Annotated in this window: 12 protein-coding genes; 11 read left to right on the top strand and 1 reads right to left on the bottom strand. The window is 38.7% G+C overall.

Translation table 11 applies throughout. The features are described 5' to 3' along the window. Positions 1-56 precede the first annotated feature (56 nt). The 5 genes from rpoC (at position 57) to tuf (ending at position 9129) form a co-directional block, all read left to right on the top strand. Entirely contained in the window at positions 57-4274 is a 4218-nt protein-coding gene (gene rpoC, locus RM573_RS10505; protein ID WP_311581418.1) for a DNA-directed RNA polymerase subunit beta', read from the top strand. A 211-nt stretch (positions 4275-4485) separates the two neighbouring features. Then, the gene (gene rpsL / locus RM573_RS10500) at positions 4486-4860 is read left to right on the top strand and encodes a 30S ribosomal protein S12 (RefSeq protein WP_074499547.1); all 375 of its coding nucleotides are present in this window, start codon (positions 4486-4488) and stop codon (positions 4858-4860) included. 107 nt (positions 4861-4967) lie between these two features. Continuing rightward, entirely contained in the window at positions 4968-5441 is a 474-nt protein-coding gene (gene rpsG / locus RM573_RS10495) for a 30S ribosomal protein S7 (protein WP_303455514.1), read from the top strand. 158 nt (positions 5442-5599) lie between these two features. Next, entirely contained in the window at positions 5600-7714 is a 2115-nt protein-coding gene (fusA, locus tag RM573_RS10490) for an elongation factor G (protein ID WP_311581410.1), read from the top strand. A gap of 230 nt (positions 7715-7944) precedes the next feature. Next, complete coding sequence (gene tuf / locus RM573_RS10485; RefSeq protein WP_311581407.1) at positions 7945-9129, top strand: elongation factor Tu; 1185 nt, start codon at positions 7945-7947, stop codon at positions 9127-9129. Between the two features lie 369 nt (positions 9130-9498). Here the strand turns inward: tuf and fusA (RM573_RS10480) are convergent, their stop codons facing one another. Continuing rightward, positions 9499-11586, bottom strand: a complete 2088-nt coding sequence (gene fusA, locus RM573_RS10480; protein ID WP_311581402.1) for an elongation factor G — start codon at positions 11584-11586, stop codon at positions 9499-9501. A gap of 573 nt (positions 11587-12159) precedes the next feature. Here fusA (RM573_RS10480) and RM573_RS10475 point away from each other — a divergent pair. The 6 genes from RM573_RS10475 (at position 12160) to rplC (ending at position 16012) form a co-directional block, all read left to right on the top strand. Beyond that, positions 12160-12456 carry an RNA polymerase sigma factor gene (locus RM573_RS10475; RefSeq protein ID WP_311581399.1) on the top strand — a complete coding sequence of 99 codons (297 nt, stop codon included), beginning with the start codon at positions 12160-12162 and terminating at the stop codon, positions 12454-12456. A gap of 6 nt (positions 12457-12462) precedes the next feature. Continuing rightward, positions 12463-12696 carry an RNA polymerase sigma factor gene (locus RM573_RS10470; protein WP_311581396.1) on the top strand — a complete coding sequence of 78 codons (234 nt, stop codon included), beginning with the start codon at positions 12463-12465 and terminating at the stop codon, positions 12694-12696. Further along, a complete protein-coding gene (locus tag RM573_RS10465) occupies positions 12689-13159 on the top strand; it encodes a hypothetical protein (RefSeq protein WP_311581393.1) in 471 nt (156 codons plus the stop codon). Before RM573_RS10470 ends, RM573_RS10465 begins: the two co-directional genes overlap by 8 nt. A gap of 37 nt (positions 13160-13196) precedes the next feature. Beyond that, the gene (locus RM573_RS10460; RefSeq protein WP_311581389.1) at positions 13197-14795 is read left to right on the top strand and encodes a PDZ domain-containing protein; all 1599 of its coding nucleotides are present in this window, start codon (positions 13197-13199) and stop codon (positions 14793-14795) included. 251 nt (positions 14796-15046) lie between these two features. Then, complete coding sequence (gene rpsJ, locus RM573_RS10455; RefSeq protein WP_019026497.1) at positions 15047-15358, top strand: 30S ribosomal protein S10; 312 nt, start codon at positions 15047-15049, stop codon at positions 15356-15358. A 15-nt stretch (positions 15359-15373) separates the two neighbouring features. Then, complete coding sequence (gene rplC, locus RM573_RS10450; RefSeq protein WP_303455045.1) at positions 15374-16012, top strand: 50S ribosomal protein L3; 639 nt, start codon at positions 15374-15376, stop codon at positions 16010-16012. Positions 16013-16014 lie beyond the last annotated feature (2 nt).

The following is a 16014-nucleotide window of genomic DNA, read 5'->3' as shown; positions in this document are numbered from 1 at the left end:
GAGAAAGTCAGTTAACTGACTTTCTCTTCAAAGTTTAACTCCGACAGGAGAAGAGTGTGAAAGATTTACTTAAGTTTCTTAAGCAACAAAATCAAACAGAAGAGTTCGATGGTATACGTATCGGACTAGCATCACCAGATCAGATCCGTTCTTGGTCGTTTGGTGAAGTTAAAAAACCTGAAACGATTAACTATCGTACGTTCAAACCAGAACGTGATGGTTTATTTTGTGCGCGTATTTTCGGTCCAGTAAAAGATTACGAATGTCTTTGTGGTAAATACAAACGTTTAAAGCATCGTGGTGTTATTTGTGAAAAATGTGGCGTTGAAGTTACATTAACTAAAGTTCGTCGTGACCGTATGGGTCATATCGAATTAGCAAGCCCAGTTGCGCATATTTGGTTCTTAAAATCATTACCATCTCGTATTGGTTTATTACTTGATATGACGTTACGTGATATTGAACGCGTACTCTATTTTGAATCTTATGTTGTTACTGAACCTGGTATGACAACATTAGAGAAAAGCCAAATTCTAACCGAAGAAGAATATCTTGATGCGTTAGAAGAACATGGTGATGAATTTGATGCACTTATGGGTGCAGAAGCGGTATTAGCATTACTACAACAAATTGATTTAGATGGCGAAGTAGCGCAAATGCGTGAAGAGCTTCCTGAAATCGGTAGTGAAACTAAGCGCAAGAAAATTACGAAGCGTTTAAAATTAATGGAAGCATTCGCCGCTTCAGGTAACAAGCCTGAGTGGATGATCATGAACGTACTACCAATTTTACCACCGGATTTACGTCCGTTAGTACCATTGGATGGTGGCCGTTTTGCTACATCAGATTTGAACGATTTATACCGTCGTGTTATCAACCGTAACAACCGTCTTAAACGTCTTCTAGATTTAGTTGCTCCAGACATTATCGTACGTAACGAAAAGCGTATGTTACAAGAGTCTGTTGATGCACTTTTAGATAACGGTCGTCGTGGTCGCGCTATCACTGGTTCAAACAAACGTCCTCTTAAATCTTTAGCTGACATGATTAAAGGTAAGCAAGGTCGTTTCCGTCAAAACTTACTTGGTAAGCGTGTTGATTATTCTGGTCGTTCTGTAATTACCGTTGGTCCAACTCTACGTTTACATCAATGTGGTTTACCGAAAAAAATGGCACTTGAATTATTCAAACCATTTATCTACGGCAAATTAGAAGCGCGTGGTTTAGCGACTACGATTAAAGCGGCTAAAAAATTAGTTGAACGTGAAGGCGCTGAAGTTTGGGATGTACTTGATGAAGTTATCCGTGAACATCCAGTTATGCTTAACCGTGCACCAACACTTCATAGATTAGGTATCCAAGCATTTGAACCTGTTCTTATTGAAGGTAAAGCGATTCATTTACATCCATTAGTTTGTGCGGCCTATAACGCCGATTTCGATGGTGACCAAATGGCGGTACACGTACCGTTGACAATCGAAGCACAAATGGAAGCACGTACGTTGATGATGTCAACGAACAACGTACTTTCTCCAGCGAACGGTGACCCAATCATCGTACCATCACAAGATGTTGTATTAGGTTTATATTACCTAACACGTGATCGTGTAAATGGTTTAGGTGAAGGCATGGTATTTGCCGACACGAAAGAAGCTGAAAAAGCTTACCGCACTGGTGCTGCTGAGTTACATGCTCGTGTAAAAATTCGTATTACTGAACATATTCGTAATGCTGAAGGTGAATTAGTTGCACATACTAATTTACGTGATACTACTGTTGGTCGTGCAATCTTGTGGCAAGTATGTCCAAAAGGTATGCCTTACGAGTTGATTGATCAGCCTTTAGGTAAAAAGCCTATTTCAAAACTGATTAACCATGCTTATCGTAACCTTGGTTTAAAAGACACAGTAATTTTTGCCGATCACATTATGTATACCGGTTTCCACTACGCGATGATCGCGGGTGCGTCAGTTGGTATTGATGATATGGTAATTCCTGATGCTAAATACACTATCATTGATGAGTCTGAAGAAGAAGTTTCTGAAATTCAGTCTCAATTTGAGCAAGGTTTAGTTACTCAAGGCGAAAAATACAACAAAGTTATTGATATTTGGTCATCTGCCAACGAGAAAATCTCGAAAGCGATGATGGACAACTTATCAAAAGAATCAATTTTAAACCGTGACGGTGAGATGGAAGAGCAAGACTCATTCAACTCAATCTACATGATGGCTGACTCGGGTGCTCGTGGTAGTGCCGCTCAGATCCGTCAGTTAGCTGGTATGCGTGGTTTGATGGCTAAACCAGATGGTTCAATCATCGAAACACCAATCACCGCTAACTTCCGTGAAGGTTTGAACGTTTTACAATACTTCATCTCAACTCACGGTGCGCGTAAAGGTTTGGCCGATACGGCACTTAAAACAGCTAACTCGGGTTACTTAACTCGTCGTTTAGTAGATGTTGCACAAGATTTAGTGGTAACTGAACATGATTGTGGTACTCACGATGGTCTATTAATGACACCATTGATTGAAGGTGGTGATGTTGTTGAACCATTACGTGAACGTGTGCTAGGTCGTGTGGTTGCAGAAGATGTATTAAAAGCAGGCACCGATGAAGTGCTATTAGCGCGTAATACGTTAATTGATGAAGCTTTATGTGATTTCATTGAAGAAAATTCAATCGATCAAATGAAAGTTCGTTCAATTATTACTTGTCAAACTGACTTTGGTATTTGTGCTCATTGTTACGGTCGTGATTTGGCTCGTGGTCATATGATCAACCAAGGTGAAGCGATTGGTGTTGTGGCAGCACAGTCAATCGGTGAACCTGGTACACAGTTAACCATGCGTACGTTCCATATCGGTGGTGCAGCATCTCGTGCATCAGCAGAGAACAGCGTACAAGTTAAAAATACAGGTCACTTGAAATTACAAAACGCTAAGTTTGTAACGAATTCTGAAGATCACTTAGTGATTACTTCTCGTTCATCAGAACTTACAGTAATTGATGAACTAGGTCGTGAGAAAGAACGTTATAAAGTACCTTACGGTTCAATAATTTCTAAGAAAGACGGTGGTGAAATTACTGCTGGTGAAACGATTGCTAACTGGGACCCACATACACATCCAATTATTACGGAAGTTGCGGGTAAAGTTCAGTTTGTTGACCTTGTAGATGGTGTAACTATGGTTCGTCAAACAGATGAACTAACTGGTTTATCTAGTATCATCGTAACAGATGCTGGTCAACGTAACGCTGCTGGTAAAGAAATGCGCCCAGCAGTTAAATTGATTGATGCTAAAGGTAACGATGTGAACATTGCGGGAACTGATATCCCTGCATTGTACTACTTGCCAGGTAACGCGATTGTCAACTTAGAAGATGGCGTAGAAGTTAATATTGGTGATGCGTTAGCACGTATTCCTCAAGAGTCTTCTAAAACCCGAGATATTACCGGTGGTTTACCACGTGTTGCTGACTTATTTGAAGCACGTAAGCCTAAATTACCTGCAATTCTTGCTGAGAAAACTGGTGTTATCGGTTTCGGTAAAGAAACGAAAGGTAAAGTACGTTTATTAATCACACAACAAAGTGGTGAAGTATACGAAGAGATGATCCCTAAAACACGACAATTAAACGTGTTTGAAGGTGAGCAAGTGATTAAAGGTGAAGTTATTGCCGATGGTCCTGAGTCTCCTCATGATATTTTACGCTTACGTGGTGTTGCTCCAGTGGCAAACTACATTGTGAACGAAGTACAAGAAGTTTATCGTTTACAAGGTGTTAAAATTAACGATAAGCACATCGAAGTTATCGTGCGTCAAATGATCCGTAAGTGTGAAATTCTTGATGCTGGTGATAGTGAATTCTTGAAAGGTGAACAGTTAGAAGTTGCACATGTAAACATTGCTAACCGTGAACTAGAAGCTGAAGGTAAACGTCCTGCTGTATATGAAATGCAGATGATGGGTATCACAAAAGCATCACTTTCAACGGAATCATTTATTTCAGCGGCTTCGTTCCAAGAAACAACACGCGTTCTTACTGAAGCAGCTGTTGCAGGTAAGAAAGATAAGTTACGTGGCTTGAAAGAAAACGTTATTGTTGGTCGCTTGATCCCAGCAGGTACTGGTTACGCTTACCACCAAGAGCGCGCGCGTCAGCGTGTTGCTGAAGTGGAAGAAGAAATCACAGTATCAGCTGACGAAGCTGCACAAGCATTAACCGATGCTTTAAATGCTGATTTAACTTCTGGCGTGGATGAATAACCACTAAAGTAGAAAAAATGTCGATTTTAACCTGTCTTCTGCTAGTAAAGCTTGACAGGTTAAAGCTTGACCATTAGAATTCCGCGACCTTTTATTCTGTACTTTGAGTACTTGAAATAAATGGTCGCGGTTTTTCACGTTTATAAGCGGGTGATTTTGGCAAACTTAGTCAATAAAAATTACCCTTAGTTTTAATTAATCAGGAGCTATAATGGCAACTATTAACCAATTGGTACGTAAACCACGTGTCAGACAGGTACAAAAAAGTAACGTTCCAGCGTTACAAGCTTGTCCACAACGTCGTGGCGTATGTACTCGTGTGTATACTACTACACCAAAGAAACCAAACTCAGCACTACGTAAAGTTGCTCGTGTTCGTTTAACTAACGGCTACGAAGTAACTTCATACATCGGTGGTGAAGGTCACAACTTACAAGAGCATAGTGTTATCTTGATTCGTGGTGGTCGTGTTAAAGATTTACCAGGTGTGCGTTATCACACCGTTCGTGGCGCACTTGATTGTTCAGGTGTTAACGACAGAAGACAAGGCCGTTCTAAGTACGGTGCTAAACGACCTAAATCTTAAGTTTCCCATTTCCTTTCTTAGAAAATGAGGAAGAGATTAGAAACGTTAAGTAAGGCCAAATAAGATATTACATTTTGGGTTAATCCTGAATACAACGGAGAATTAAGATGCCAAGAAGACGCGTCGTTGGGCAACGTAAAATATTGCCAGATCCTAAGTTCCATAATGAACTTTTAGCAAAATTCATCAACATCCTTATGGTTGATGGTAAAAAATCTACTGCAGAAAAAATTGTATACGGTGCATTAGACATTTTAACTGAAAAAAATACCGAAAAAACTCATTTAGAGCTTTTCGAAATTGCCCTTGAAAACATCCGTCCACAAGTCGAAGTTAAATCTCGTCGTGTTGGTGGTTCTACTTACCAAGTGCCAGTTGAAGTTCGTCCAGTACGTCGTAATGCTCTAGCCATGCGTTGGTTAGTTGAAGCAGCTCGTAAACGTGGTGAAAAATCAATGGCTCAGCGCCTAGCTAACGAAATGCTTGATGCATCAGATAGCAAAGGTAGCGCGGTTAAGAAACGTGAAGACGTTCACCGTATGGCCGAAGCGAACAAAGCGTTCGCTCACTATCGCTGGTAAGCACGATAGTAAAAAATTGAACAGCGCAGTTGATTGTTTTAGAACAGCAACTGCGCTTTTCTACTCTAGATATATTTAAAATGAGAATATAGTTAAATGGTTCTTATGAAATCGATGAAATTATTTAATTATATCTCTTACAATCAAAGGAAAAATTAGTGGCTCGTACTACTCCGATTGAGCGTTATCGAAATATTGGTATTTGTGCTCATGTTGATGCTGGTAAAACAACAACGACAGAACGTGTTCTTTTCTATACAGGTCTTTCTCATAAGATCGGTGAAGTGCATGACGGTGCTGCGACTATGGATTGGATGGAACAAGAGCAAGAACGTGGTATTACCATTACGTCTGCGGCAACCACTTGTTTCTGGAAAGGGATGACAGGCCAATTTGAAGATCATCGAATAAATATTATTGATACTCCTGGCCATGTAGATTTTACTATTGAAGTGGAACGTTCTTTACGTGTTTTAGATGGTGCGGTATTAGTATTATGTGCATCATCAGGCGTACAACCTCAAACTGAAACTGTTTGGCGACAAATGGAAAAATATTCAGTACCACGTATTGTCTTCGTCAATAAAATGGACAGAACGGGCGCAAATTTCCTGAATGTTGTCACTCAATTAAAAGATCGTCTTGGCGCGAATGCCGTTCCAATTCATCTAGCCATTGGCTCAGAAGAAGAATTTTCAGGTATCGTTGATTTAATTAAAATGAAAGCGATCAATTGGAATGAAGCGGATCAAGGAATGACATTTAGTTATGAAGAGATTCCTGCTGATATGCAAGACGAAGCCGAAGAATGGCGCGAAAATTTGATATCAGAAGCTGCTGAAGCGAATGACGAATTAATGGATAAATACCTTGAAGAAGGTGAGTTATCCGAAGCAGAAATTAAATCAGGTTTACGTCAACGTACTATCAACAATGAAATTATCCTTTGCTCATGTGGTTCAGCCTTTAAAAATAAAGGCGTGCAAGCCGTTCTTGATTCAGTGATTGAATATTTACCTTCACCGACTGAAGTGCAAGCTATTCATGGGGTACTTAATGATAAGTCTGAAACAGAAGCTGTAAGAGAAGCTGACGATAATGCCCCTTTTGCAGCGCTTGCTTTTAAAATTGCAACTGACCCATTTGTTGGTACATTAACTTTCTTTCGAGTGTATTCGGGTGTAGTAAAAACCGGTGATATGGTGTTTAACCCGCTTAAAGGTAAGAAAGAGCGTTTAGGACGAATTGTTCAAATGCACGCCAATGACCGTCAAGAAATTAAAGAAGTCCGTGCTGGAGATATTGCAGCAGCTATCGGCCTTAAAGATGTTACTACAGGTGAAACTCTGTGCGACCCAAGTAATGTTATCACTTTAGACAAAATGGAATTCCCAGAACCAGTTATTTCTGTGGCAGTTGAGCCTAAGACTCAAGTTGACCAAGAAAAGTTAGCCAATGCATTAACAAAATTGGCTGCTGAAGATCCATCTTTCCATGTAGTGATTGACGAAGAAACAGGTCAAACGATTATTTCTGGTATGGGTGAATTGCATCTAGACATTATTACTGATCGTATGATGCGAGAATTTAAAGTGGATTGTAATATAGGTAATCCACAAGTTTCATATCGTGAAACTATTACTAAATCTGCACAAGTTGAAGGTAAGTTTGAACGTCAAATGGGCACCAAAGGTCAGTATGGTCATGTTTGTTTAACGATCGAACCTGCCGGTGAAGGCGAAGGTTTTGTGTATGAAAACGCGATAATCGATGGTACAGATATCCCGAAAGAATTCTTCCCAGCCATTGAAAAAGGTTTCCAAGAACAAATGGATTCAGGCGTCTTAGCGTCTTACCCAATGTTAGATATTAAAGTAACTTTAACTGGCGGTTCATTTCATGAAACTGATTCAAATGAAATCGCTTTTAAAGTTGCGGCATCTATGGGTTTCAAAAATGGCGTAATGGCAGCATCTCCAGCGTTATTAGAGCCTGTCATGAAAGTAGAAGTAACAACACCAGAAGAAAATATGGGTGATGTCGTGGGTGATTTAAATCGACGTCGCGGCTTAATTGATGGTATGGATGAAGGGCCAAGTAATAGCAAAATTGTTAATGCTACAGTGCCATTATCAGAAATGTTTGGCTATGCCACTGCACTTCGAAGTGCAACGCAAGGGCGAGCATCATACTCAATGGAATTTAAGCAATATAGTGAAACCCCTAGGGCTGTGGCAACTGCAATTGTAGAAGGTCGTGGTGGCGTAATATAACTCTTTTATAGAGGAATATTACTAAGAATTTTGAGTAGTTGAATCGAGAGTATTTAGCTATTCAATATAAGACAAACTCCCAGTGAGTTTGTTTGAGGATAAAGATTTAACAGTGATTTTGACAAGGGTACTTCCCTTATCTAGAATAGACGGTTATCTCCTTATCTTTTTAACTCTCGCTGAGAGAAAAACATTTAATTTAACGTATATCTTTTTAAGGTAATTGAAAAATGGCTAAAGAAAAATTTGAACGTTCGAAACCACATGTAAACGTTGGTACAATCGGACACGTAGATCACGGTAAAACAACGTTAACAGCTGCTATCTCTGCGGTATTAACAAAAGCTTTCGGTGGTGATGTAAAAGATTTCGCACAAATCGATAATGCTCCAGAAGAGCGTGAGCGTGGTATTACAATCAATACTTCTCACATTGAGTACGATACAGAAACACGTCACTACGCACACGTAGATTGTCCAGGTCACGCCGATTACATCAAAAACATGATCACCGGTGCAGCACAAATGGACGGCGCAATCTTAGTAGTTGCGGCAACAGATGGTCCAATGCCACAAACACGTGAGCACATCTTATTATCTCGTCAAGTTGGTGTACCTTACATCATCGTATTCATGAACAAATGTGACATGGTTGATGACGAAGAGTTATTAGAATTAGTAGAAATGGAAGTTCGTGAGTTACTTAACGAATACGAATTCCCAGGTGATGACTTACCAGTAATTCAAGGTTCAGCATTAGGTGCATTGAACGGCGAAGCACAGTGGGAAGAGAAAGTATTAGAACTTGCTAACCACTTAGATACATACATTCCAGAGCCAGAGCGTGCAATCGACGGTGCATTCATTATGCCAATCGAAGATGTATTCTCAATTTCAGGTCGTGGTACAGTAGTAACAGGTCGTGTTGAGCGCGGTATCATCACAGTAGGTGATGAAGTTGAAGTCGTTGGTATTCGTGAGACTCAAAAGTCAACTTGTACTGGTGTAGAAATGTTCCGTAAGCTTCTTGACGAAGGTCGTGCTGGTGAGAACTGTGGTATTTTATTACGTGGTCTTAAACGTGAAGACGTAGAGCGTGGTCAAGTATTATGTCAACCTGGTTCAATTTCTCCTCACACTAAGTTTGAGTCAGAAGTTTATGTATTAAGTAAAGATGAAGGTGGTCGTCATACACCATTTTTCAAAGGATACCGTCCACAGTTTTACTTCCGTACAACAGATATCACAGGTGCAGTAGAGCTTCCTGAAGGTGTTGAAATGGTAATGCCTGGCGACAACTTAAAGTTTGTTGTTGAGCTAATCAACCCAGTAGCGATGGACGAAGGTTTACGCTTCGCTATCCGTGAAGGTGGTCGTACAGTTGGTGCTGGTGTTGTATCTAAAATCATGGATTAATTCCTGATTTTAGCTAATGCTAGAACTGAATATAAAAGGCGCTTCGGCGCCTTTTTTGTTGTCTGGAGTTTAGAGATGAAATAAATCGATAGGGTCAAAATCAATAGTGTCAGAGCGTTTGAATTAAAGCATTTTAATTTAAGAACCTGAACTCTGATAGTCTCAGTGATAGCATTCTAGGTTCCCCTCATCGTGCAGACAAGTTGTTGTCCGCGTTAATATCATGCAGGTCTGTAAGCAAAAGTTAAAGTATTGAATGTATTTTGGTAGACCAAACAGTAAACCTATTACTTAACGCTAACTGTACTTTAAATTACGGGTAATAAAAAAGGATGCCGAAGCATCCTTTATATATCAGCAAATAGCTAATTATTTCTTAGCGTTACGCTCTTTAACTTCAGCAATAACTTCTTCAGCAACATTGTTTGGACAAGGCATGTAGTGTGAGAATTCCATAGAGAATTGACCACGGCCAGATGTCATTGTACGTAATGTTCCGATGTAACCAAACATTTCTGAAAGAGGAACGTCAGCTTTAATACGAACGCCAGTAGTACCAGCTTCTTGATCTTTGATCATGCCACGACGACGGTTAAGGTCACCAATAACATCACCAACGTGATCTTCAGGCGTGAATACATCAACCTTCATGATAGGTTCAATTAACTGAGCACCCGCTTTTGGAATTGACTGACGGAAAGCGCCTTTAGCAGCAATTTCGAAAGCAACAGCAGATGAATCAACCGCGTGGAAACCACCATCGAATAATTCAACTTCAACGTCTAACACAGGGAAGCCAGCTAAAACACCAGTTTCCATCATGCCTTTGAAACCTTTCTCAACAGCTGGGAAGAATTCTTTAGGAACGTTACCACCAACAACAGTTGATTTAAATGTGAAACCTGAGTTTGGCTCACCAGGACGGATACGGTAATCAATTTTACCGAATTGACCAGAACCACCAGATTGTTTCTTATGCGTGTAAGAATCTTCTATTTCTTGAGTAATTGTTTCACGGTAAGCAACTTGTGGCTTACCAACAACTAAATCAACACCGTAAGTACGCTTAAGGATATCTACTTTGATATCTAAGTGAAGTTCACCCATACCTTTAAGGATGGTTTCACCTGAATCTTCATCAGTTTCAACTTTAAACGTTGGATCTTCTGCAACCATTTTACCGATAGCGATACCCATTTTCTCTGAACCACCTTTATCTTTAGGTGCAACAGCAATAGAGATAACTGGTTCTGGGAAAACCATCGCTTCTAAAGTACATGGTTCTTTCGTTGAACATAAAGTATGACCCGTTTGAACGTTCTTCATACCAACGATAGCAAGAATGTCACCTGCTTGTGCTGAAGTAAGCTCAGTACGATCTTCCGCTTGCATTTCAACCATACGGCCGATACGTTCTGTTTTACCCGTGAATGAGTTAAGAACTGTATCACCTTTATTTAATGTACCTGAATATACACGTACGAAAGTTAAGGCGCCAAAACGGTCATCCATAATCTTAAATGCTAGAGCACGGAAAGGTTCATCTGCATCAACAAGTGCGAATTCGCCTGTTGGTTCACCTTCTTCGTCAGTTAACGGCTGAGGTGGAACTTCAGTTGGTGATGGTAAGTAATCAACAACAGCATCAAGAAGAAGTTGCATACCTTTGTTCTTGAAAGCAGAACCACAGTATGTAGGGAAGAACATTAATTCGTTAGTACCTTTACGGATACACGCTTTGATTTGTTCTTCAGTCGGTGTCATTTCACCTTCTAAATATTCCATCAACATGTCTTCGTCAGCTTCTAATGCTGTTTCGATCATTTCTTCACGGTAAGCGGCAGCATCGTCAACCATATCAGCTGGAATGTCTTCAACTACGTAGTTTTCTGGTTGACCTGAATCATCCCAGATGTATGCTTTTTGTGTTAATACGTCAACAACACCAACAAACTCGTCTTCAGTACCAATTGGTAATGTCATTACAAGTGGGCGAGCTCCAAGTACGTTTTCTACTTGTGCTTTAACACGGTAGAAATCTGCACCTAAACGGTCTAATTTGTTAACGAAAATCAAACGAGCAACTTTTGACTCGTTCGCATAACGCCAGTTAGTTTCTGATTGCGGCTCAACACCACCAGAACCACAGAATACACCAATACCACCATCAAGTACTTTTAATGAACGGTAAACTTCTACTGTAAAATCAACGTGACCCGGAGTGTCAATTACGTTGAAACGATGTTTTTTCCATTCACAAGTAACAGCAGCAGATTGGATAGTAATACCGCGCTCAGCTTCTTGTTCCATGAAATCAGTTGTTGATTCACCATCGTGAACTTCACCGATTTTGTGGATCATACCTGTAAGTTTCAAAATTCGTTCTGTTGTCGTGGTTTTACCAGCATCTACGTGAGCGAAGATACCAATATTTCTATATTTGGATAAATCTGCCATTACTTTACTCTATTTAATTTCTACTAAAATAAGTGGAATTGATGAAAATTTGCGCGGGAGTATACCATTCTTACTAGCGATCAACAAAAGAAAATATTATTAATTATTCGATCGAATTACTTTTAGCATTTTTTTCTGTTGTTTATTTTTCTAATTGGGCAAAAAATAATACTATCCGTGAATATATCCTTTTGAAATATCGGTTTTTATTAAAGATCTTTTATAAAGAGAGGTATGATCCGTTAAAAAAACTATGATGGTTAAAAGAACAAGCGGATAGTACTTTTAACCTTATCAAGAGCACAAAAAACTTAGATTATAAAATAATAAACATTATTGCGATGTTATTACCCTGACATTATGCTGACAAACATCGATAATATTTATAGTCTATTGTTCATCTAATCATTTACTATAATTCATTCTTAAACTCTTCTGATTCACTTTTAAATGAATTCATCAACGACATATCACGCGACGTTGATGATTAAATAATCCAATAACTAAAAATGAGTTGTAACTTTTTATCGGGTTAGATTGTTTTAGTTATTAAAAGAAGCAATGGACGATTGAATGATCTGGGATGACACACTAACAAGTAAGATAATCGCCGGCGATAGAGCCGTGTTTGAACTATGTTACCGGCAATTATCTCCATTTGTGTATAGCGCCATATATAAAACTTGCCAAGACAAAGAATTATCAAAAGATATTGTACAAGAGACGTTTTTAACGGCTTTTCAACAAGCACATGAGCTCAATCATGACACTAATATGTTGGCTTGGCTAAAACGAGTAGCGTTTAACAAGGTGATTAACACCTTAAAGCGAAGCAATAAATTTGATGGTGATAATGATGCCCAAAATTAAGTGGATGTGAGCGATTCCATTGAAGCCTCGGTAGAAAATGAACGGCTATTTTTATTTATTCTTTCGAAAGTCTCGTTAAGTGAACGAATAATCCTGTGGTTATATTTTGTTGAGCAATACAAACATCATGAAATTGCTGAGTTGATGGGTAAATCTTTAAGTTATTCAAAGCTCGTGGTTTCAAGAACCATTTCAACATTAAAAAAGTCTCCAGCGTTAGTCGAGGTGATAAATGCATAACGATAACCAATTCCCCAATAAAGCTGTTTCTCTTGATGAAAATGCATTGGCAGAAAGTAGTTTATTTGAAGCTGCAAAAGTAGAGCTAGAGGAAGTTAATCAACTGACTCCGCCTGAAGATATTTGGCATGAGCTAGCAAAAGAGATTTCAATTAATGATGCTCAAATAATCCCTTTCTTGCAAAAAAAGAACGTTAAAAAAGGCATTTGGGCGATGGCTACAGCGGCGTCGTTATTTATGGCTTCGTTTGGTTGGCTAATGTGGAGCAATTATTCTCTTCAGCAGCAACTCGTTGAAGTTATATTGATCAATCAAACGTTAGAATCACAATTAGTACAAGATGCAACCCCTACGTTTTATCAAGCGCAATTATTGTCAAAAGTGCGAATCGTTGAATTAGCATTAATGTCAGCCACGTCTTCAAAAGAGAAATTAAGCTTGTTAAAACAACGTCAAAATTGAATCACTGAAATGGTGAAGAACTCACAAGGAAAAGATTATGAATACAGTATTTAAGCGAATGAAAAAATGCTGCAATGTCACTTTAATTTTTATGTCTTTAATTATGTTCTCTACAATAGCGAAGGCTACTCAATGTTCAACGCTAGAATTTGTTTCTACTAAGAAAAATAATGAAGTATATGTAGCAATGATTAGCGCTCACAATGATCAGGCGATTGAAAAAACGGATAATAAATACGATATTCTGGATGGAGAACATTCTTATTATCTAGAAGAAGGAATGCATACCTTAATTGTAGAACAATGGCCGGCCAAAAAATTTCGTCGACTTAGAAAGAACAATCGCATTAGTAAGAAATATTTACCTGTCGATAAATCAACGCAAATCCTTAGTTTAAATGTAACCGCAGGGCGACATTACCAACTAGAGTTTTTTAAGGATAAACAAGAACCATCAATAAGAATCAAAAATGATAGTGCACAACTATGCTCTATTGATAAAAATGAAGTTCTAGCAGCGAAAGCCGATCATAATTTTACTGATAAGTTAGAAGATATCAATTTGCCAAGCTCATTAGAATATAGGCTACGTAAATTAATGAATAGAATAGCGAAGTTTCATAATTTTGAAAAAATTGAGACTCAAAGCAACTTCATTCATGCGCGCGTTAATGCTTATATTGGCACTTCAATTGACAATGAGTATAAAGATAATGGCAAAGCATTAAAAGTGTTATCAGTGCTACCTTATTCTCTTGCACATAAACTACAACTTATGAGTGGTGATAAAATCACTCACCTTGGTGGAAAAGTTATTGAAGCAGATAAAAGACATCCAAACCAACAGTTAAATGATTACTTTAACGAATTGCAATTAGGGGAGGAAATTGAGATAGGTTTACTTAGAAACAATATAAGTAAACAGTTAGTAGGCACTTATAAGCCTAATGTTGTTCCTGAGTTGAGTTACCAATTAGATTTATCTAGTTCAAAACATTCACAATCAATAGTGAAACAATTAAAGAGATTACCTATAGAATTACAATTTGAGCTTGACCAATTAACCATCGAACTGAGCAATTATTATCGAAGTAAAAACCATAACCTAGAATATGTAAACATCGCACGTAATAAAGCGCTAGATAAAAGAATTGGTTTTTCTGGAAATAAAATTGTATTTCCAGACAATGTAGGTCTTAAAGTTTATGAAATTGAAGAAAACAGCTTCGCTGAGTATTTGGGGCTGAAAGTGAATGATGTAGTTATGAGTATTAATGGTGAAGAGATCACAACAGATAATATTGAGCAGACATTAAACTCATTATCATCATTAAAGCTTGGAGAAGAAATTTCTATTTCAATTTTTAGAAATGAGAAACTGATTACTCTTACAAATGAGTATTTACCCCAAGTGTTTGTAGGTTTTAATTTTTTGGTCAATTTAAAGTCAATTTCAGTGGTGAAAGAAAACTTAGAGTTAATTGGCAACAATAATAAATGGCATGAGTTTAATGAGAAAATTAGAAATACACCTAGGAAATATCGATGGACTAACCCAAATCGAAATGCGCCAGATAGACCAAGAGTATCACCTGCGCCACGGAACCCTAGCTCTTCAAATAATGGAACCAAATAAAATTTAAATTAAAAGTAACATTTTAAAAGAGCAACTGAAAATAGCAGTTGCTCTTTTTTTATGCTTATGTATAATACGCGTCCACGTTCGACCTAGGTCTTCGTGAATTAACTAAATTGCTTCGGAAGAATTTAGTTCATACAGCAACCTCGATAGGAGGTTGAATGTTATTAGCGATACTCCCCCCTTCTACTAACAGGAAGGCGATGGGCAGTATTTTGTTCGTTCTTTATAATTGGGGATTTGTCTTCATGTCAAATCAAAGAATTCGCATTCGTTTGAAAGCGTTCGATCATCGTTTGATTGATCAATCTACAGCAGAAATCGTTGATACTGCAAAACGTACTGGTGCACAGGTTCGTGGTCCAATCCCACTTCCTACGCGCAAGGAACGTTTCACTATCTTGACTTCTCCACACGTTAACAAAGATGCACGTGATCAGTACGAAATTCGTACTCACAAGCGTTTAATTGATATCGTTGAACCTACTGAAAAGACTGTTGACGCATTAATGCGTTTAGACTTAGCAGCTGGTGTTGACGTTCAAATTAGCTTGGGTTAATAAGGGGTTTTTAACATGACTATAGGTCTAGTTGGACGTAAAGTTGGTATGACTCGTATCTTCACTGAAGATGGCGCATCTACTCCTGTTACAGTCCTAGAAGTTGAAGCTAACCGCGTTGCTCAGGTTAAAACTGTAGACAACGATGGTTATTCAGCGTTGCAAGTTACTACGGGTAGCAAAAAAGCTAATCGTGTTAACAAACCAACTGCTGGACATTTCGCGAAAGCAGGTATCGAAGCAGGCCGCGGCTTGTGGGAATTCCGTTTAAATGAAACTGAAGGTGAAGGTCTTGAAGCTGGCAGTGAAATCACTGTTGAATTATTCAATGACACTAAATTAGTAGATGTAACCGGTACTTCTAAAGGTAAAGGTTTCCAAGGTGGTATTAAGCGTTGGAACTTTAGCATGCAAGATGCTACTCACGGTAACTCTATCTCTCACCGTTCAAACGGTTCAATCGGCCAGTGTCAAACACCAGGTCGAGTTTTCAAAGGCAAAAAAATGTCTGGTCATATGGGTGCTGTGAAGACTACTACACAAAACCTAGAATTGGTTCGCGTTGATGCAGAACGTAACTTACTCCTTATTAAAGGGTCAGTTCCGGGTGCAATTAACGGTAACGTAATCATTAAACCAGCTGTTAAAGCCTAGTC

The organism is Thalassotalea castellviae, from assembly GCF_031846185.1.
Taxonomy (GTDB): Bacteria; Pseudomonadota; Gammaproteobacteria; order Enterobacterales; family Alteromonadaceae; genus Thalassotalea_H; species Thalassotalea_H castellviae.
This window is presented reverse-complemented; position numbering and strand designations above follow the sequence as displayed.

What these genes read in the sequence shown, in the direction of transcription:
- rpsL (WP_074499547.1), top strand. Translation starts at nt 4,486, where the DNA reads ATGGCAACTATTAACCAATTGGTACGTAAACCACGTGTCAGACAGGTA.
- rpsJ (WP_019026497.1), top strand. Translation starts at nt 15,047, where the DNA reads ATGTCAAATCAAAGAATTCGCATTCGTTTGAAAGCGTTCGATCATCGT.
- tuf (WP_311581407.1), top strand. Translation starts at nt 7,945, where the DNA reads ATGGCTAAAGAAAAATTTGAACGTTCGAAACCACATGTAAACGTTGGT.
- rpsG (WP_303455514.1), top strand. Translation starts at nt 4,968, where the DNA reads ATGCCAAGAAGACGCGTCGTTGGGCAACGTAAAATATTGCCAGATCCT.
- rplC (WP_303455045.1), top strand. Translation starts at nt 15,374, where the DNA reads ATGACTATAGGTCTAGTTGGACGTAAAGTTGGTATGACTCGTATCTTC.
- RM573_RS10465 (WP_311581393.1), top strand. Translation starts at nt 12,689, where the DNA reads ATGCATAACGATAACCAATTCCCCAATAAAGCTGTTTCTCTTGATGAA.
- fusA (WP_311581402.1), bottom strand. Translation starts at nt 11,586, where the DNA reads ATGGCAGATTTATCCAAATATAGAAATATTGGTATCTTCGCTCACGTA.
- RM573_RS10475 (WP_311581399.1), top strand. Translation starts at nt 12,160, where the DNA reads ATGATCTGGGATGACACACTAACAAGTAAGATAATCGCCGGCGATAGA.
- RM573_RS10460 (WP_311581389.1), top strand. Translation starts at nt 13,197, where the DNA reads ATGAATACAGTATTTAAGCGAATGAAAAAATGCTGCAATGTCACTTTA.